A 19239-nucleotide genomic window follows, 5' to 3' on the forward strand; every position below is an offset into this window, starting at 1 on the left:
CAAGTGCGCAGGCAACTCGGCATCGCATGGCATGGTATGGAATCGAAATCCCGGGCATAGGATGGAAGGGCGCAATCTAGCGTCGACTGGGAAATCGTTCTTGGGAGGGATGCTCAGTGCCCAGCGAGGAAACGGATTGGAAACAAGCCTTGTTCGGATATGTAAGCATCATTAATGAAGCCGCGCTTCATGCGGATGCGCGCAAGCTGCGCGAAATTCCGGATAAGGAGCATCGCGAACGGCTTGAGCGGCGATTATTTTCCTCAACAAATAGGGATACGAGATGGGCGATAAAGCCAGTCCGAAGCGAAATGCGTGTTCGGATCGAGCGATATAATGTTATTCGGGGCGAGGTCATCGCGGATATATCGGTTCATTTAGTTCGCTCCATGGAGCAGTTGACCCAGCCTTGGATGGAAGAAAGAGTGGAGAGGGAAAGACTCCGTTTCGCCCAAGTCAGCAAAAGCTGGCGTCTTGTATCGGTCCAGCCGATTGCAGCTGAACGGCCGCCAGAAATTTTCTCCGTTGAGGAACAAATCCAAGATCAATGGGATGGAGAACGAAAACCGGTATCGCTGTCTACTCCTTATATGAACCCACAAGCGCTATATGGCTTCAAATCAAGGGTATACGCCGGGTCTGCGTCAGACGACGATTATGGATACGGTATGAACCGACGAGGGATTCCATATAGACGAGAAGCAGCCGTTGCTTATGCGGAAAGATGGTGGAACGAACCGAATCCGGTTTATGAGAATTTCGAGGTCAATTGCACGAATTATGTGTCCCAATGTCTCTTTGCAGGGGGGGCGCCTATGAACTATACTGGGAGAAGGCCATCGGGCTGGTGGTATAAGGGATATTCCAAGAACGAAGAAATGTGGAGCTTCAGTTGGGCTGTGGCTAACAGCTTGCAGCATTATCTGGGCAATCCGCGTACTTTCGGACTGCGGGCGGAAGCGGTGTCTATGCCGGAGTCGCTTCAACTTGGAGATGTCATATGCTATGACTGGGACGGCAACGGCCGTGTCGGTCATAATACGATCGTAACCGCATTTACTCCGGAGGGCATGCCGCTCGTTAACGCGAATACGGTAAGCAGCCGCCATAGGTATTGGGATTACAAGGACTCGTATGCGGCCACGGAGCACACCCGGTACCATTTTTACCATATTACCGATGAATTCTGAATAAACGAGTTTACGTGATAGTGGTTCCCAAGGAATCATGAAGCGGAATTTTCGACAAAAAGCCGGAGGTAAGCTATGGGCAACAAAATACGCATCGGACTCGTATACGGCGGTCGGTCAGGCGAGCACGAGGTGTCGCTGCAAACCGCATTAGCCGTATTAAAGGCGTTTGACTACGATCGATATGAACTTATTCCTTTCTATATTACTTCTAAGGGCCAATGGAGATCCGGTCCTTTGCTGAATGCCCCGCCTTCGGCGGTAGCGGAATTGCAATTCGCACCGGCGAAGGCGGACGGGGAGGTTCATGAACAACAGGGTGCTGCCGTCGGCGGCGGGAACGCGCTCCTCCCGGTTCTGCAAGGAATGTCGGAACGCGTGCTGACGGAAGGTTCGCCGGTGGATGACGGCAAACCTATCGATGTTATGTTGCCTCTGCTTCACGGTACTTTCGGCGAGGATGGGACGATTCAAGGCTTGTTCGAAATGGCAGGCTTGCCCTATGTCGGTGCTGGCGTGTTGGCTTCTTCCGTCGGAATGGACAAGGTTGCGATGAAGACGATGTTCGCTCAAGCAGGACTTCCGCAAGTCGGTTATCGTCATTTTATCCGTTATCAGTGGAAAAATAATCGCGAGCAGTGTCTGGATAACGTAGAGGAACTCGGCTATCCTTGCTTCGTGAAGCCGGCTAATTTGGGATCTAGCGTAGGCGTATCGAAAGCACGCAACCGCGAGGAATTAGCGGCCGCGGTGGACGAGGCGCTGAGGTATGACCGGAAGGTCATCGTGGAAGAGTTCGTAGATGCCCGCGAGATAGAAGTCAGCGTACTCGGTAACGATGATCCACGTGCTTCCGTGCCTGGAGAAATTTGCAGCTCTAATGAATTTTACGATTATAAAGCCAAATATATCGACGGCAAATCCGTTATGGTGATCCCGGCGGAAATTCCGCCCGAGGTCGCAGAGTCCGTAAGAGCGATGGCCTTGCAGGCTTTCCGCTCTATCGACGGCTCCGGGCTGTGCCGGGCGGACTTTTTCCTTCGCCGCAGCGACGGGGCGTTGTTCATCAATGAAGTAAACACGCTGCCAGGCTTCACTCCGTACAGCATGTACCCGCTTATGTGGAAGGAGTCCGGCGTTTCCTACCGCGAGCTCTTGGACATGCTAATCCAACTGGCAATCGAACGCCACGAGGAACGTCAGTCGATTGATTACGGCGGCGGGGCATAATCGCACGAGGTGCTCCGTGCGACTCATTTCTCCACGCAACCCCAAAAAAACCGTCAGGACATTGTCCTGACGGTTTTTTCCAACTCACAACACCAATCCCCGCATAACCATTACGGCGGCGCCTGTGGCTACGGCATCTTCCTTTAGTTCGCCCAATGAGAACGAGGGCTCGTATTCGGCGGAATGATGCAGGTTTAGGCGAGCGACGCGAACGGCTTCTTCAAAGAATAGCTCATGCGAAGCAATGAGCGGGCCGCCCAGAATGATTTTTTCCGGATGGAGGATATTTATTAAGTTGGCCAAGCCAATCCCCAAGTAGAAGGCAGATTGAACAAACAAATTTCTCACAAAAACGTTTCCGTCAACAAGTGCCTTTAGCAGAGTGTCGAAAGTAATCCGATCAGGCGAGAGAGGTGACTCAAATAGGCCGTTGCCGCCCCCTACGACGCTTTGGGTTCTAGCTTGTTTTTCAAGCGCCTGGATCGAGACGAAGGCATCGAGCGCCCCGTAATTGCCTTCCTCTTGCAGCCTCGGCCCTCCGACTTGCACGATCATTTGACCGATCGAGCCTTCCATGTCGACGGCCCCGTAGACGATTTGGCCGTTAGACATCATGGAGGAACGAAGTCCCGTGCCCGCATGCACGTATAACATATGTCTGACATTCTCGTTGCGGAGCATCCAATGCTCGCCGATTAACGCGGTATTGGCGCCATTCTCGAGCCGAACCGGAAATTGCAGCTTCTCCTGCAATAGCCGGCCTATAGGAAAGTTATCCCAACCGGCAGCCGCGAAAAATAGCGGTTTAACCATGATGCCTTGCTCCTGGTTTAGAGGACCGACTCCGCCGATTCCCATGCCAAGTATTTGACTATTCTTCAAGTCGTGTTCATCCATGAACGACTGAACTAATTTCTGGACGTGTTCGATCAAGCGATCCGGTGTCATCGTTTCATCCATTTTCCAACGGGAGAACGCGAGCGACTTCAGGTGCATATCGAACAATCCAAGCGTAGAGTATACCCTTGATATTTCCAGGCCGAAAGAATAGCCGTAAGAGGCGTTTAACTGATACAGAATCGGTCGTCTGCCGCCGGTAGAATGGCCCAACCCGCATTCCTGCAATATCCCTTCATGGATCATTTCCTCCAACAACCTCGTAAGGCTGCTGCTAGTTAACATAAGCTCGTCCAGCAGTTCGGCTTTCGAGACCGTCCCTCGATTCATGGCCAGATCGTAAACTCTTTTTTTGGGAGTATGGATTGTTGGGAAAGGTGCGCTCATAAAATGGCCCCCCATTATACCGACAAAACTTATCGGAGATTACATAATAAATTTTATTATAATCGACCTTCGCTGCATTTTCTATATAAGCGACTATTTAAACGAATAGACACCGATACCTTAATTCCAATTTGGAACAAATTAACGCAACTACACCCTAAAACCCACTAACCCACCCTGATAAATAGCCTTGAAAGACCTATAAGCTAAAGAGATGGACGTTATAATTAACTTTGATGGCCCATTTCCTTCGAACATAATACCAAATTGGAATAAAGATGATACAATTAAGCTATTGATAGCGGCAGGGAGGGACGACGGATGCAATTTCAAAGCGAAATGGGAAAAAGCAGACGTTTGATCGAATTGTTTTGGGCCTTTTTTAGAATCGGGCCTGCTACGTTCGGCGGTGGTTATGCGATGATTCCAATGATTGAGAAGGAAGCCGTATCGAAACGGGACTGGATTAAAGAGGAAGAAATGAACGAACTGCTGGCCATTGCGGGATCCGCACCGGGCGGCGTTGGCGTTAACGTGGCCGCATTCATCGGTTACAGGCTAGCCGGCGTCGCAGGGGCATGCGCTGCGGTGCTTGGCATTACGCTTCCGACTTTTATCGTTGCGTTATTGTTCTTTTTTTCCTATTCTTTCTTTGAAGGAAACATTAAGGTCGAGGCGGCTCTAAAGGGAGTGCATGCGGCGGTTATTGCGCTAGTTCTGGTGGCCGGTTACCGCTTGGCCAAGTCTGCGATATTCGATAAGACCACGATAGCTATAGCCATTCTTTCTTTGGCTGTATTAGCGATAGCGCAAATTAACCCCATTATAGTTATCGCAACAGGAACTCTCGTCGGTCTGGCTTCCATAAGAATTAAATCTTGGTTAGGCGTGGATACGAGAACCCATGCGGGTAAAAAACTTTTCGCGGGAAAAGAAACCCGGTACCCGGAATATTATATATGAGAAGGTGGACAACTTGTTAGGGGAGCTTTTTATCGCCTTTGTTAAGATCGGGTTATTTTCATTCGGCGGCGGTTATGCGGTTATTCCCTCGATTCAATATCAAGCAAATAGCCTTGGGTGGATGAGCGATTCGGCTTTCGGCAAATCGATATTAATCTCGGGCATGGCTCCGGGACCGATTGCGACTAACAGCGCGACGCTAATTGGGTATCAGATTGCAGGTATTAACGGAGCTATCGTGTCTACAATCGGAATGATTCTGCCTTCTTTTATTCTGATCATAATCGTAGCTTTATTTTTCTACAAAATCCGCGGCAAACAATGGGTCAAAGCTACGTTGTACGGGTTAAAACCGATCATTACCGTGCTCATTTTCTATGCAGCCTTTCATTTGTTCGTTCTGGGTAAAGAGGGCTCAATGCTCAACTGGACAATAGGGGCAACGTTAGTGATCGTCGGTCTTGCCGTTTACGGGCTTCTCAAATATAAGCTTCATCCTTTATGGGTTATCGCGGGCTCCGGCCTAGCGGGTATCATTCTATTCTGAAGAGAGGGGGCAAGACCGGAGATGCAGTCGGAAAATCGTTCTTGCAGCTGTGCAGCTAGCCGAATCCATACGGATACGAGCATAGAACATAAGGCCACATACCCATTAAGCCAGTCTGGACGAGAAAATAAATCGGATTCCGTTATAGATGCTCGACAGGGGATGGTTCTCTTGCCGGGAGGCTCCTTCTTGATGGGGACAAGCGATGGGGAAGGATTTCCCGCAGACGGGGAAGGTCCGGTACGGGAAGTTGTTCTCCGCCCTTTTTATATTGATCCGTACGCGGTTAGCAACGAGAAATTTAATCAATTCGTTAACGAAAGCGGATATGTAACGGAGGCGGAGCGATATGGATGGTCCTTTGTCTTTCATTTATTCGTATCTCCGGAAACGGCGAGGCGAGTTACCCAATCCCCGGTCCAAACGCCTTGGTGGCTTGTCGTTGAAGGGGCAAATTGGCGGCAGCCGTTCGGACCGGATTCGAATTTGGACGGCAGGATGGACCATCCGGTGATTCACGTTTCTTGGAATGATGCCCAAGCATACTGTGAGTGGGCTGGCCGCAGGCTGCCAACCGAGTCGGAATGGGAATTCGCCGCAAGAGGCGGACTTGTGCAGAAACGGTATCCTTGGGGGGACGAGTTGAAGCCCGGCGGGGTACACCGTTGCAACATATGGCAAGGGAAATTTCCAATTAAGGACAACGGTAGCGACGGGTATAAAGACACGGCACCTGTACATGCGTACGAGCCAAACGGTTATGGATTATATAATGTTTCGGGTAACGTGTGGGAATGGTGCCAGAACGGATTCACAGTTGATCATAGCGCAGTCGACCCGAACGAAGATACGCGCGTTATACGCGGAGGTTCTTATTTGTGTCACCGATCTTATTGCAATCGCTATCGGGTTGCCGCGCGAAGCAAGAACACGCCTGACAGCTCTACGGGGAACATCGGCTTCAGGTGCGCTGCGGATGCCTGAGAAGTCAAAAACAATTTCATTCCATCTCCGAAACTGGTTATAATGAATAGATATGGAGCATGGAGGGATTGCTATGGGCTTTCAAACGGAATTCAATTCCGTCTGCAAATTCAAGTCGGAACAAGAGCTTTACGAGCTGCTCGAATACGGCCGGGGCAAAATGGTCAAAAAACATTTTCGCGTATTCCCGACCGGACAGAAAGTGATCGCTTATACGCCGGATAATCAAGCTGTGGCTATCGTTCGAATACTCGCTTCCATCGCGGAAATTAATTTTCAAGGCGAAGAAGTGACGCAAGTGGAGATGGAGCTCGTGCGACGCTTAACGGAAGAGGAAGCGAGGATTCAAACGTCGCTAGCACATGAAATGTTCTTCGGAGAGCAATCCTAGTACCCGTACGCAACTGCGCGGGAGGTAGTGTCTGCTCAAGCATAACCGTTACATGGAAGTGCTTCGTTGAATACGGTTGCAATCGCAGCGGAAATACGTTACGTTGGACAAGAAGGCTTGCCTGCCGCCTTGTGGGTTGGGCATCATTCTTAATCGTGACGAGGAGGATTTCCCGCAGATGAATGGATTATTGGAAGGTAAGAATATCGTGGTCATGGGTGTCGCCAACGAGCGCAGCATCGCTTGGGCTATCGCCCAATCGCTTGCGTCCCAGGGAGCGCGACTGGTGTTTACATACGAGAATGAACGCGTCGAAGAACGCGTGCGCAAGCTTGCGGATACGATTCCCGGTTCGATCACTTTGCAATGCAACGTTTCATCCGACGAGGATATCGATTCGCTGGCTTCCCGCTTGAAGGAGGAAGTAGGGGTATTGCACGGTCTTGCGCATTGTATCGCATTCGCGAAAGCGGAGGAACTAGACGGAATGTACGTGGATACATCCCGTGCCGGCTTCACGTTGGCGCATGATGTCAGCGTATATTCGTTGACTGCCGTCGCGCAAAGGCTGTATCCTCTCATGACGGAAGGCGGCAGCGTCGTAACGCTGACTTATCTAGGGTCGCAACGCGCGCTTCGCAATTATAACGTCATGGGTGTCGCGAAAGCGGCATTGGAAGCATCCGTCCGATATTTGGCCAATGACCTGGGACCACAAGACATTCGGGTCAACGCCATCTCTGCCGGACCTGTCCGTACGCTTGCTGCCAAAGGGATTGCAGGCTTCAACGCCATCCTGAAAGAAGTAGAGGAAAAAGCTCCTCTGCGCCGCACGACGGAAACTTCCGATGTCGGCAACACGGCGTTATTCCTTATGAGTCCTTGGGCTCGCGGAATTACGGGCGAGATCATCTATGTAGATAACGGCTATAATATCGTTGGGATATAAGTGATTAGATGACTCGTAAATTGGGGAGCTGCACCTTTGTCGATACGATAAAGGGCGGCTTCTTTTATTCAAAATCACGAAATTCCGCAGTTTACAAGTACAATCGTCGGAACCGCATTACCGCATTATCGTATATGATAAGGGTAGGACGAGGTTGTCCTATTATCGGAATGCATTTTGATGGAGAAGCGGATTTACTTGTCTGTAAACGATTGCAAAGATGAGAGGGATGGATAATGGACGCCAACGAGCAGGAAAGCATTATAGGCGGCAAAAGCTTTACGGCGGTCGCTGTCAATTGCGCGGCCAAAGCCGGAGAATGGATTAAAAGCAAAATGGGTAGCTTTACCCAGTTGGATACAAAATACTCGATGCATGATCTTGTTACGGAAGTGGATAAAGGCGCGGAGCGGATGATTCGCAACTTGATCGGCACGCATTTTCCGACCCATTCCTTCCTTGGGGAAGAAGGCGTTGAGCCGGGACCGGACGCTTCGGCCAAAGCGCTGCAGGAGATGAGCGACTCCGAGTACCTATGGATCGTTGATCCGCTAGATGGGACGACCAATTACGTGCACGGATTCCCTTTCTTCTCCGTATCAATTGCGTTAGCGCATCGCGGGCAGGTGATCGTCGGCGTCGTATATGATCCGTCGAGAGACGAATTGTTCGTCGCGGAGCGGGGTAAGGGCGCATACGTTCACGGCCGTAAAATGCAGGTGTCGAAAGAAAGCACGCTTAGCCATAGTTTGCTTGCAACGGGTTTTCCCGCGGATCAGCATGTGGCGTTGCCCGCTAACATGAAAGGTGTACAAGCTTTGGCGCCTAAGGTTCGCAACCTGCGAATTGCCGGATCAGCGGCTCTTCATCTGGCTTACGTAGCTGCAGGAAGACTAAGCGGCTTCTGGGAGTACAGTCTGAACTCATGGGATATCGCGGCGGGTTCGTTGCTCGTGGAGGAAGCGGGCGGCCGATTGTCAGATATTACTGGGGAGCCTTATCACATTGGTGTCCGTAATATCTCGGCTAGCAATGGTCTTATTCATGATGAATTGTTGAAGGAACTCAAAGCCGCTGAAGCTGCCGGGTAGCAAGCACATGAGAACGGGAGTTTTCGTCAATCCTAGGGTATAAAGGGGGCGAGGGAACTGGAACGCGACAAGAACAATCCTGTGGACGATCATGAAGAAGCATCGAATGCAGAGACGGCGCATAGTGAAGCCGAGGAGCTGCTCGTTCGGCGATTGACAGAAAAGACACCGGAAGGGAACGATCCGGACGTCGATGCTTTGAAAGCACTGCCTCCCCGCTGGGAGGTCCGCATCCAGACGGAGCGGGATCCGGTGGAGGAAGAGACCAAAGCCTATCGGGCCATAGCCCGCGAGGTGGATGACAGATACGATAAGTATGACAAAGGGCAGTCCCGATAAACGGGCTGCCCTTTGGTGCGCTTGGCTATTTTATAGCTTGCGAATTTGGCTCAGCAGTACTTCGGAGGTAAGAAATCTGCGGAACACTAGAAACAGCACGATGGGCGGAAGGCTGACGATGCCGGCATAGAGGCTCAGTTCGCCAACACCCGACTCTTTGTCTACATAAAAGACGCTGAGCAGTCGAGCTGCTGGAGAGAAATGTTCCGGACTGTTCATAAAAATAAGCGAAGAATAAAACGAGCCCCACAGCGAAGCGAATTGCAAAATCCCAAGCGCGACAAGGGGTTTCCATACTTTCGGAATAAAAAGGTTGAAAAACATCCATAGTTCGCTGCGGCCGTCTAAGGCTGCTTTTTCTTTTAAGACCCCGCATCGGCTGTTGAAAATGCTTTTGATGACGAACACTCCGACAATGGGGAAAAATCCGAACACCATCTGGGAGTAAACGGTATCCATCATTCCCAGTTCTTTAACAAGGAGATATTCCGCAATGTTTCCGCCACCCATTACCGCAACTAGCAGCAGAAAAGCTTTGTATAAGTTTCTTCCCGGTAAATCCCTGACCGTCAGAGGATAGGCTAGCGTTAATGTCAGGAGCAGGCTTATGCAGACCGTCACGAAATATACAATAAAATAAATAATAAAATTACCGGCAGAGAATAGGTCGCCAAGTGCGAATGGGGTACTGCTTTTCGAGAGGAACGGGTAAACGAACAGCATGTACAGAGGCAGCAGAACAATCAGGGAGTACAGTATGAGAGCCGGGAGCCCGGTGTTGCTAGTGTTCCTTTTTTCCGTCTTTAAGGGGGAATTGTCACGAGCGGCGCTGAACAAATCCCTCAGGAAAAAGCTGCGAACGATCACGTACGCCAGCAAAGTGAATACCACCTGAACGCAGAACTGAAGCAGAGAAATCGCAGCAGATGCGCTATAATCGGCTTGCATTAAACCTATTCTAAATTGGTAGGTGTTCAAAGTGTCTCCGACTAAATAAACAAGAGGGTTGTTTAGTTGATGCAGCAATTCAAAATCCATAGATAGAATGGTTGAAAGCTGCAATATCATAAAGGCAGCAATTGCCCGAATGGCGGGCAGCACGTTTCGAAGCAAATAAGATTGTTCAGCTTGCTTGACGCCAATTGCAGCCAACGCTACCAGAATCGGAATCCCGCAAGTTTTGATCGTTTCCACAATAACGATTACAGGACGAAACAGCTCCGTATCGCCTAGAAATAATGAGCGAACGGGAAAAATAGGCGCGAGGCTAGGCGATAGAATGTTCATCACGACAAAAGCGAAGACAAGCGACGGGATAAAAAAAGGAATCAGAAAAAGCGTCGAGAAGCTGTTTCGCAATTTTTCGGACCGGATGCTGCTTAATGCGAGAGAAAGCCCTAACGCCACCAGGCCTGTAAAGACGACGTAACTTAATTTGATAATCAGCGTATTTGCGAGAACTCTCCGAAAATCGACATTTTCAAACAACAATCTGAAGTTGTCCATGCCTACCCAGGAGCTATCCCACAAGCCCCGAGCGGGGATGAAATCTGTGAAAGCCATATGAACGTTGAGAACAAAAGGAATAATCTTGAAGGCTAAAATGAGAATTAACGCAGGGATGACGATAACATAGTGAAGCTTGTACTTCCAGAGCCGATGAGATAGCGATAACGACGACTTTACCATAACTAAACGCCTCGTTTTCCAAATGTAACAACCGGGACAAGAGCCCTCGGAAGTTCGTTCTTATTTTAATCGAGAACACTTATTTTGGCTATATCTGGAAGTGACGAAAAGACGCAGCCCATTGGGTTACGTCTTTTGGTGTTAATTCATACCGAATATCACTTTGCCGGCAGTTGACCGAACAGGCCGCCATCCGCGAACAGATCTTGCTGCAGATCTTCCCAGCCTGTTAAATTATCGTCTATCGTGAGCAGGGTCACATCCGCGAATAGGCCGGGAAACTGTTCCGCCACTGAAGCGAAGCGCGGCCTGAAATAATGTTTGGCGGCGAAGACTTGCGCTTCTTCGGTAAATAAGTAATCCGCATAGGCGTTGGCCGCTTCGCGGACGCCTTTCGCATCGGCATTGCTGTCGACGACGGAGACAATCGGCTCTACGGTTAACGTGACGGAAGGGACGACGACTTCGATCTTGCCTTTTCCGGTAGAATTGAGCAATCGAAGCGCGTTGCTCTCCGTTGTGACCCAGACGTCGCCTTCGGCTTTCTCTATAAAGGCGTTTTCGGCGTCTTTGTCGTCCTTAGCAAGGACAGCCACATGCCCGTGGAAGTCGGTTACAAATGCTTTGGCACTGACCTTATCGTCCGGCTGTTTATCCAATGAATAAGCCCAAGGCGCGGCATAGTACCAACGGGCGTCTGAATAAGCGGCGGGATTGGAGGTGACGATTTTCACGTCGGGTTTCACGAGATCCTCCCACTCCGCGATCGCCTTGGGGTTGCCGCTATGGACGACGAACGCCACGGCAGTCGAGAAAGGTGAGCTGTTATAGTCGTAACGTTGCTGCCAGCCTTCCCCGATAAGGCCTTTGGCTTGGATCGCGTCGATATCTATGCCAACGCCGAGCGTAGTAACATCCGCTTTTATTTGACCTCCATTGATGGATGCTTCTTGCGCCGATGAATTTCCCGCGGACTGCTCGATCGTAACGGTTTGCCCGGTACGTTCTTTCCAGTTCTTAATAAATCCTTCGTTAATATCCTTATACAAGTCTTCCGTTCCATCCGTTACTGCGTTTACGAGCGAGGCGGCTTTGCTGTAATCGGATTTCTGCGTTTCCTCTTCTGTAGTTGATGCTTTGTTTCCCGAGCAAGCGGTAATGGTTAAGATGATAAGTGCCATAAACACGACGAGTATAGCGCGTTTGCGCGTGCTGTTGCGCTGAACCATGGAAAGCTCCCCATTTCTTTAAGTTGGTAATTCCAATAGAAATTATTGGATTTAATGAGGCGATTGTAGCAACAGAACAAACTTGTTGTCAATGATTAATTCATAGTTGACAACTAGGAATAGTGTGGAATATGATGGAATCAATCAAAAGGATCGTGCCATCGCGCCGACCGGTAAACCGGAGGCCCCGACTTCACATCCGCATTGCTGCTTGTATTGAGCTATGCGTGTGTTTGGAATCGGGGCCTTTTGCGTTCACCCCATTTTCCAAACAAAAAGGAGAGTCATTCGCATGAAGAAATCATTCCGCTTTATCCTGCTTACCGCATTAGCATTTATCCTGACCACGACAACCGTATTCGGTGCCGTCACGAAGAAATCGGAAAAGAAAAGCGTCAACCTGCTTAACGTCTCTTACGATCCGACCCGCGAATTGTACGTAGCCTACAACGCCGCGTTCGCCAAGTACTGGGAGAAGAAAACAGGCCAGAAAGTTACGATCAAACAATCTCATGGCGGTTCCGGTGCGCAAGCCCGTTCCGTCATTGACGGACTGGAAGCCGATGTCGTTACTTTGGCGCTTGAATACGACGTAACCGCGATCGAGAACAAAGGCTTGATCTCCAAAGGCTGGCAGAAGCGCCTGGCGAACAATAGCGCGCCTTACAAATCCACTATCGTCTTCCTGGTACGCAAGGGCAATCCGAAGAACATCAAAGATTGGGACGATCTTATCAAATCCGATGTTAAAGTCATCACGCCTAATCCTAAAACTTCCGGCGGTGCACGTTGGAACTACCTAGCTGCATGGGGCTATGCGCTTAAAAACAACAACAACAGCCAAGATAAAGCGAAAGATTTCGTCAAAAAGCTGTTCCAGAATGTTCCCGTACTCGATACAGGCGCAAGGGGTTCGACGAATACTTTCATTGAAAAAGGGATCGGCGACGTACTCATCGCATGGGAGAACGAAGCCTATCTCGCGAAAAAAGAATACGGCGATAAGTTTGAAATCGTCACTCCCTCGCTAAGTATCCTTGCTGAACCAACAGTAGCCGTCGTTACCAAAAACGTAAATAAACATGATACTCGCCAAGTGGCTACCGCTTATCTGGACTATCTGTATACCGAAGAAGGCCAAAGAATCGCGGCGAAAAACTTTTACCGCCCAATCAATGCTAAAGTAGCCAAGGAATTCGCAAGCAACTTCCCTACGTTGAATCTGATTTCGATCAAAGATTTCGGCGGTTGGGATAAAGCGCAAGCCGAACACTTCGCCGACAAAGGGACGTTCGATCAAATTTATTTGAAAAAATAATCGATAAAGTCAGGAAAAACCATCCATTACAGGCGAGGGGTAAACCATATGTCCAATACACTTTCACGTCCAACGATCCGCAAAGGATTATTGATTGCGGCCGCCGCTCTAGCGGCCGTGCAAATCGCAAGCTTCGGCTATGTGTCCTCGGCTTCGGCCGCAGCAAAGAGCATCGTGATTACCATAGACGGAAACGTTCAGTCCGGTTGGACGTCCGCAGCGATTAACGGAACAACGTATTTACCGGTTAAACCATTCGCCGCTGCTCTAGGGGCAACGCTTAAATGGGAGCAAGCAACCAAAACGACGACGCTTACCCAAGGCGCTCGGACAGTGAAATTCGGCATTAACTCCAAGTCTGCTGTCATTAATGGCAAGAGCGTTGCGCTTACGAATGCCGCAGCGCTATGGAAAGACGGTATCGTGTGGGTTTCAGCCCGATTTATCGCGGATTCGTTCGGCGCTCAAATCGCTTTGGACGGCACCACCTCGACGTTAGCTATAACGCCTAGATTGCATCCATACGTTAGCGATGGCAAACAAGGTTACGTGAACGTTTTTGGCGAAACGGTTATTGCTCCTAAATTCGAGGAAGCCAATGACTTTAAAGAAGGATTGGCTATCGTTAAACAGGGCGGAAAGTACGGCTATATCGATATTCAAGGCAAATTCGTAATCGCCGCTCAGTTCAACGAGGCATACGACTTCTCGGATGGAGTTGCGCTTGTCGTGAATGACGGCAAATCATCTTATATCGATGCGAAAGGCAAAACCGTACTGACTCCGGAGTATGATGAAGCGTTCGATTTCTCGGGAGGTTTGGCGCTTGTCCGTAAGGGTGACCTGTTCGGATACATCGATCATACGGGTAAAGAAGTCATCCCAGTGCAGTTCGAAGATGCGTTCTACTTCTCGAACGGCTTGGCTGGCGTACAAATCGACGGCAAATACGGTTATATCGATAAAACGGGCAATGTCGTTATTCCGGCAACGTTCCAGCACGTTTCCGATTTCAGCGGTGGCCTTGGACTTGTTCAAGCGGAAGGAGCAGACGGCGAAGGTTCGTTCGGCTTCGTGAATACGAAGGGCGAGTTTGTCATTTCCGCGACCTATGGTCAAGGCTTCTCCTTTAGCGAAGGCTTAGCCGCAGTGGCGACGGACGGAGTGTTCAGCTACGTGAATGGCAAAGGCGCGACGGTGTTGAGCACGAAGTATGAGGACGTCGGCGATTTCCACGATGGCTTGGCCTCTTTCGAGGAAGGCGGCAAATACGGTTTCATCAATAAAAAAGGCGAAGTCGTCATCAAAGCGATCTACGATTCGGTCGAAGCGTTCGATAAAGGGCTGGCTCGCGTCATTACGGGCACGACGGCCAACCTGATCGACATCAAGGGCAAAGTCGTAGCCCAAGCAAAGCCTCCTGAAGTTGCCGCTCCCGAAACTCCTGCTGCGCCTGCAGCACCTGCGGCTACTACTCCCGCACCTGCTAAATAAATAGCATATACGAATAGCAAGGAGCTCCTAATCCGAAGGGATAGGGAGCTCCTTTTCTGTGTACTAAGGTATGAGTTCAACAATCGGACGCGTCAGGTAGAAACAAGCTGTTCCCATGCCTCGGTTACGTTTTGCTCATTCCAATCGAGCCCGATTAATACTAAGTATGAATCCGCATCGTAATAGGCTGCCGGTTCCCAGGTTACCCTTTTCCCCGCGAATTGGAGCTGGTAAACCTTGTTTTTTCGGGGTATCCGAACAAAGCCTTTGGCCCTAAGCAGGTTGTTTCCTTGCGCACCAAGAAACTTCTCGATCTCCTTCGGAGTCACGCTGCTGTCGGCAGGAAGCTGAAGCGATATCGTGCTTATTCGTGAGAAAGAAGGTGCAGGGCGGGTCTCCGGAGTCGTTGCACTGTACGTATCGTTGGCAGAATCCTTTTTCTTGACGAGGGGGGACCGGCCAGGACGCATGACACGCGATCCCACGGCTGCTCCCTGAGCTGCTTCGATCCCACCAAGTATAGGTTCAAGGTCGATCACGCTATGTTCGGCGCGCATCAGGAGGGAGCTCGCGTTCTGCTTGCGGATTTCTTTTTCGATTTTAACCAGTTTATCGGCTTTTACCAGATCGACCTTATTGAGAATGAGCAGATCGGCTGTTTCGATTTGTCGGCGCAACGTACGTACCAATTGCCGATCCGTATCGAGCCAGCTATTGTATTCCAGGACGTGCTCTGCATCCATTACCGTTACGACCTTATGCAGCTTCACCTTTGCAATGAGCTCTGCTTCGCTTAACGCTAGCGCGACTTCCTCTGGGTTGGCGACGCCGGTTAGTTCTATGAACACAATATCCGGCTTGAGCAATAGCAATTCCTTCAGCTTACCGGCTAACTCTTGCTTGCGGGAGCAACAGACGCAGCCATCCAATAGCTTCTGAATGCCGAGGTCCTTGCCCATTGGGTTCAGTCCGATCCCGTCGACATCCCGTTTGCCGAGTTCGTTCATGAGAATCGCTGGTTTCAAACCCTTATGCAGCGTGGCTTCCAATAATCTCAGGAGCAACGTCGTTTTGCCGCTTCCCAGAAATCCGCTTAAGACGATGGCAGGCACTCTAATCGGAATCAACTCCTATCGATTGACATCAATCATTAGATCGTCTATCTTTTTGATGTAATAATTACGAATAAAAGAAGGTTTAACTATGACGAATCCTATCGTTCCCATACATGTATTAACCGGTTTTCTTGGCAGCGGCAAAACAACGGTGCTTCTCGCTCTGCTAGAACGATTAAAGGCTGAAGGCAAACGTCCCGCGGTCATCATCAATGAATTCGGCGATGCGGACGTGGATGGCTTATTGGTACAGGATGACATACCGACGGAGTCTATGCTTGGCGGATGTATTTGCTGTACGATCCGAGGAGATCTGAGCATGACGATATTGGATTTGTATGAGCGATATAATCCTGACATTCTACTTATCGAAGCTACCGGAGCCGCTCATCCCGCGGAGATTATAGAAGGCGTATCGGATGCCTCTCTTCTGACGAGAACCGAGTTAAGAACTATCGTCAACGTGATCGATGCTCGTATGCTCCTGGATACCTATACACAATCAACCAACCGGGAAGCCCGTTTGTACAAGAGCCAAATTCAAACGGCTGGATGGCTGTTGCTAAACAAAATCGATCGGGTGCCGATAGAGAGCCTTCCTGAGCTTGAGAAATGGATTCGTCAATATAACGAACATGCCCCGTTAGTCGCTACGATTAAAGGCAGCGAGGGCTTGGGATTCATGGATTCGCATACGCAGGTTAACCCCGGCGATATTGTCGCACAAAGAGAGGGGGCAGCCGACCTCGCAATGGAGGAGGATGGGGAAGACTCCCACTCATCGCTGACGGTCAAAACTTATTACTTGGACGAACCTATCGATCGGCAATCGTTTCAGTCCGCCTGTCTTTCCTTGCCCCATGGCCTTCATCGGATGAAGGGGATCGTCCGGTTCGCCGGCGAGCAAGGACTTCATCTCATCCAGTATGCTTACCGCGAACTGGAGATGATGCCGATACAGCCGCAGAAGGCCGTGCAAGAAGTCCTTGTCGTCATCGGGGAGTCGGATGCCCTGTCGGAAGCCAATGAAGCCATGCTGGAAATTATCGGGTTCTAAGCTTAGGAAGCCACGCAACCCGCAAATTGTTTCTTGAACCAAGCTTCATCCAGGTTGCGCCCGATAATGACGAATTCGCTCAGCGGGACCTCGTTGCTCTTCCAAGCGCGATCGGCATAGGAACTGAACAGCATGTGGATGCCTTGGAATACGACGCGCCGATCGACTCCCTTAATATGTAGAACTCCTTTGTAACGGAAGGTGTCCGTACCATGATCCTGCAGCCATTCGTTTAGGAATTGATTAACCTTGTCGATGTCAAGCGGGCGCGTTTCCCGGAAAAATAAAGAGGTGACATCGTCGTCGTGATCATGGTCTTCCTCTTCAAGGAATCCGGGATCGATTTCAAGCTTCTTAGCCAAATCGAATGCTTCGATTCCGAGAATATGCGCAACATCGATCTTCGATTGCAGCGTCCGGTATTGCTTGGCAGCCGGATTCATGGCGCGAAGGCGTTGCTCTAGCTGGAGAAGATCGGCTTCCGGCACCAAGTCCGTCTTGTTCAGAAGAAGGACGTCCGCGAATGCGACCTGTTCTTGCGCTTCATGGCCCTCGTCGAGATGCTGCCCGGCGTGCTTGGCGTCGACAACGGTGACGATCGCATCCAAGCGGTAGAAATCGGCAATCGTTTCATCCACGAAAAAAGTCTGGGCAACGGGAGCTGGATCGGCTAATCCCGTCGTTTCGATCAATACGCGGTCAAAACCGGCTTTCCGTTGGTCCCCCTGGCCTTGTTTCGCTTCCATGAGCTCGGTGAGAATCCGAATAAGGTCACCCCGGACCGTACAGCAAATGCAACCGTTGTTCATTTCGATGATTTCCTCATCCGCGCCGACGATCAGTTGATTGTCGATGCCGACTTCTCCAAACTCGTTCACGATGATCGCGATCTTCTGCCCGTGATCGGCGGTAAGGACATGGTTCAGCAGCGTCGTTTTCCCAGCCCCTAGAAATCCCGTTAATATCGTGACCGGAATGCGAGAATCCTCTTGTTGAATCGTTGTCATTGGCTTCATCCTCGTCTTTAATTGTAATTATTACGTATAGTAAGTATAAAATTTCGAAAATTCAAAGTCAAATCTAGTCCTTGTCTTTTCGATTCCCTGATTATATAATCGTAATAATTACAATTAAATTAAAGGAGGCCTACTGTGAGCACATGGAACCTGCAGGGCTTGCAAACCCACTTGCTTATTTGCAATGGAGAAAGCTGCATGCTTCGCCAGGGAGAAGAGGTTACCGCAGCGATCAGAGAAGAAATATCGAGACTAGGTGCGGATCATCTTATTCACACGACTCGTACTCGTTGCAACGGGAGATGCGTGGATGCGTGCGTCGTTATCGCGTACCCGGAAGGATCCTGGTATAGAGACATGACGCCCGCGACCGGCAAGGAGCTCGTTCGGAACCTCATCGACGGCCGCAAACTTGAAGACCGACTGCTCTACTCGTTTAATCCATACGCGACGCCATCAGGGATTTCAGTGAAAGGACAGGACCGTAAATGAATAACTGGTATGAGGAAAGTTTTGGCGAAGACTACTTGCTCGTCTATAAACACCGGGACATGCAGGGAGCGGCAGTCGAAGTCAGAAAAATGATCGCGTGGTTGGAGCTTCCTGGCCAGAGCCATGTACTGGACCTTTGCTGCGGTATGGGAAGACACGCAATGGCACTAGCTGAAGCGGGCTTCCGAGTGACGGGCGTCGACTTGTCCCCGGTGCTTCTGAAGAAGGCGCGCGCCTCCGATCCTGCCAATAGAATTCGTTGGATCGAAAGCGACATGCGCTCATTGCCTTGCGACGAGACGTTTATAGAAGGATTTGATGCGGTCGTAAATCTGTTCACATCCTTTGGTTATTTCGAAGAGGACGAAGAGCAGTTAAAAGTGCTGAAACAAATTCGGCAAGCATTGAAACCGGGAGGCCGCTTCATTATCGACTATATAAATGCGCGGTACACTGTCGATCATCTGGTCTTTTTTTCGGAACGCAAGGTTGGAGAAAATGCGATCTTGGAGACACGCCGAATTCAAGACGGATTCGTCACGAAAGAAATCATCGTTCTGGGATCGGGCAGACCGGCGCGCAGATATAGAGAACGAATCAAGCTCTATTCGCTGGATACGTTAACGGACCTGCTGGACGAAGCGGGGCTAGCCATAGACAATGTCCACGGTAATTATAATGAGGCGCTCTATGACGATCGACTTTCGCCGCGGATGATCATGGTGGGACACCGGATTTAATGATCGAGTTTCACAGCGGCATGCTCAACCTTTTTCTTGACATAATTAATAGTAAACATTACATTTAATAAATGTAATTGCTACGATTAACAACAATCGCATTGTGGGCAAAGACGAATTT

The 19239-nt window shown here is 50.0% G+C and carries 19 protein-coding genes; 14 read left to right on the forward strand and 5 right to left on the reverse strand.

The window, feature by feature from the left end; all coding sequences use genetic code 11:
- Positions 1–116: 116 nt before the first annotated feature.
- Positions 117–1190 carry an amidase domain-containing protein gene (locus K7P76_RS22340; protein ID WP_232187537.1) on the forward strand — a complete coding sequence of 358 codons (1074 nt, stop codon included), beginning with the start codon at positions 117–119 and terminating at the stop codon, positions 1188–1190.
- A 75-nt stretch (positions 1191–1265) separates the two neighbouring features.
- Positions 1266–2420 carry a D-alanine--D-alanine ligase gene (locus K7P76_RS22345; protein ID WP_232187538.1) on the forward strand — a complete coding sequence of 385 codons (1155 nt, stop codon included), beginning with the start codon at positions 1266–1268 and terminating at the stop codon, positions 2418–2420.
- An 84-nt stretch (positions 2421–2504) separates the two neighbouring features.
- Here the strand turns inward: K7P76_RS22345 and K7P76_RS22350 are convergent, their stop codons facing one another.
- Positions 2505–3704 (reverse strand): ROK family protein, encoded by a 1200-nt coding sequence (locus K7P76_RS22350; RefSeq protein WP_232187539.1) that lies wholly within the window; start codon positions 3702–3704, stop codon positions 2505–2507.
- Positions 3705–4025: 321 nt separating this feature from the next.
- On the opposite strand from K7P76_RS22350, the gene K7P76_RS22355 reads away from it, so the two are divergent.
- From K7P76_RS22355 to K7P76_RS22385, 7 genes are all read left to right on the forward strand, one after another.
- Positions 4026–4667, forward strand: a complete 642-nt coding sequence (locus tag K7P76_RS22355; RefSeq protein ID WP_232187540.1) for a chromate transporter — start codon at positions 4026–4028, stop codon at positions 4665–4667.
- 4 nt (positions 4668–4671) lie between these two features.
- A complete protein-coding gene (locus K7P76_RS22360) occupies positions 4672–5214 on the forward strand; it encodes a chromate transporter (RefSeq protein WP_309244787.1) in 543 nt (180 codons plus the stop codon).
- A 21-nt stretch (positions 5215–5235) separates the two neighbouring features.
- Positions 5236–6198 carry a formylglycine-generating enzyme family protein gene (locus K7P76_RS22365; RefSeq protein ID WP_232187542.1) on the forward strand — a complete coding sequence of 321 codons (963 nt, stop codon included), beginning with the start codon at positions 5236–5238 and terminating at the stop codon, positions 6196–6198.
- Between the two features lie 73 nt (positions 6199–6271).
- A complete protein-coding gene (locus K7P76_RS22370) occupies positions 6272–6589 on the forward strand; it encodes a hypothetical protein (protein ID WP_232187543.1) in 318 nt (105 codons plus the stop codon).
- Between the two features lie 178 nt (positions 6590–6767).
- Entirely contained in the window at positions 6768–7538 is a 771-nt protein-coding gene (fabI, locus tag K7P76_RS22375) for an enoyl-ACP reductase FabI (RefSeq protein WP_232187544.1), read from the forward strand.
- A 236-nt stretch (positions 7539–7774) separates the two neighbouring features.
- Positions 7775–8629: an inositol monophosphatase family protein gene (locus K7P76_RS22380; protein ID WP_232187545.1), complete on the forward strand. Its 855-nt coding sequence runs from the start codon at positions 7775–7777 to the stop codon at positions 8627–8629.
- Positions 8630–8710: 81 nt separating this feature from the next.
- Complete coding sequence (locus K7P76_RS22385; RefSeq protein WP_232187546.1) at positions 8711–8968, forward strand: hypothetical protein; 258 nt, start codon at positions 8711–8713, stop codon at positions 8966–8968.
- A 30-nt stretch (positions 8969–8998) separates the two neighbouring features.
- Here K7P76_RS22385 and K7P76_RS22390 read toward each other — a convergent pair whose 3' ends face one another.
- Positions 8999–10657: a hypothetical protein gene (locus tag K7P76_RS22390; RefSeq protein ID WP_232187547.1), complete on the reverse strand. Its 1659-nt coding sequence runs from the start codon at positions 10655–10657 to the stop codon at positions 8999–9001.
- A 158-nt stretch (positions 10658–10815) separates the two neighbouring features.
- On the reverse strand, positions 10816–11886 hold the full coding sequence (locus tag K7P76_RS22395) for a sulfate ABC transporter substrate-binding protein (protein WP_232187548.1): 1071 nt from the start codon (positions 11884–11886) through the stop codon (positions 10816–10818).
- Between the two features lie 292 nt (positions 11887–12178).
- On the opposite strand from K7P76_RS22395, the gene K7P76_RS22400 reads away from it, so the two are divergent.
- Both K7P76_RS22400 and K7P76_RS22405 read left to right on the forward strand, forming a co-directional pair.
- Complete coding sequence (locus tag K7P76_RS22400) at positions 12179–13204, forward strand: sulfate ABC transporter substrate-binding protein (protein WP_232187549.1); 1026 nt, start codon at positions 12179–12181, stop codon at positions 13202–13204.
- A gap of 48 nt (positions 13205–13252) precedes the next feature.
- On the forward strand, positions 13253–14698 hold the full coding sequence (locus K7P76_RS22405; protein ID WP_232187550.1) for a WG repeat-containing protein: 1446 nt from the start codon (positions 13253–13255) through the stop codon (positions 14696–14698).
- A gap of 92 nt (positions 14699–14790) precedes the next feature.
- On the opposite strand, the gene K7P76_RS22410 is transcribed toward K7P76_RS22405, so the two are convergent.
- Complete coding sequence (locus K7P76_RS22410) at positions 14791–15810, reverse strand: CobW family GTP-binding protein (RefSeq protein ID WP_232187551.1); 1020 nt, start codon at positions 15808–15810, stop codon at positions 14791–14793.
- Positions 15811–15901: 91 nt separating this feature from the next.
- Here K7P76_RS22410 and K7P76_RS22415 point away from each other — a divergent pair, with 91 nt between their 5' ends.
- Positions 15902–16870: a CobW family GTP-binding protein gene (locus tag K7P76_RS22415; RefSeq protein ID WP_232187552.1), complete on the forward strand. Its 969-nt coding sequence runs from the start codon at positions 15902–15904 to the stop codon at positions 16868–16870.
- Positions 16871–16872: 2 nt separating this feature from the next.
- On the opposite strand, the gene K7P76_RS22420 is transcribed toward K7P76_RS22415, so the two are convergent.
- Entirely contained in the window at positions 16873–17877 is a 1005-nt protein-coding gene (locus K7P76_RS22420; protein WP_232187553.1) for a CobW family GTP-binding protein, read from the reverse strand.
- A 144-nt stretch (positions 17878–18021) separates the two neighbouring features.
- Between K7P76_RS22420 and K7P76_RS22425 the strand changes: the two genes are divergently transcribed.
- Positions 18022–18378, forward strand: a complete 357-nt coding sequence (locus K7P76_RS22425) for a (2Fe-2S) ferredoxin domain-containing protein (RefSeq protein WP_232187554.1) — start codon at positions 18022–18024, stop codon at positions 18376–18378.
- Positions 18375–19118 carry a class I SAM-dependent methyltransferase gene (locus tag K7P76_RS22430; RefSeq protein ID WP_232187555.1) on the forward strand — a complete coding sequence of 248 codons (744 nt, stop codon included), beginning with the start codon at positions 18375–18377 and terminating at the stop codon, positions 19116–19118. The genes K7P76_RS22425 and K7P76_RS22430 overlap by 4 nt, the downstream gene beginning before the upstream one ends.
- The last annotated feature ends 121 nt before the right edge of the window (positions 19119–19239 follow it).

Origin of the sequence: Cohnella silvisoli (assembly GCF_021190915.1) — a bacterium.
Taxonomy (GTDB): domain Bacteria; phylum Bacillota; class Bacilli; order Paenibacillales; family Paenibacillaceae; genus Cohnella; species Cohnella silvisoli.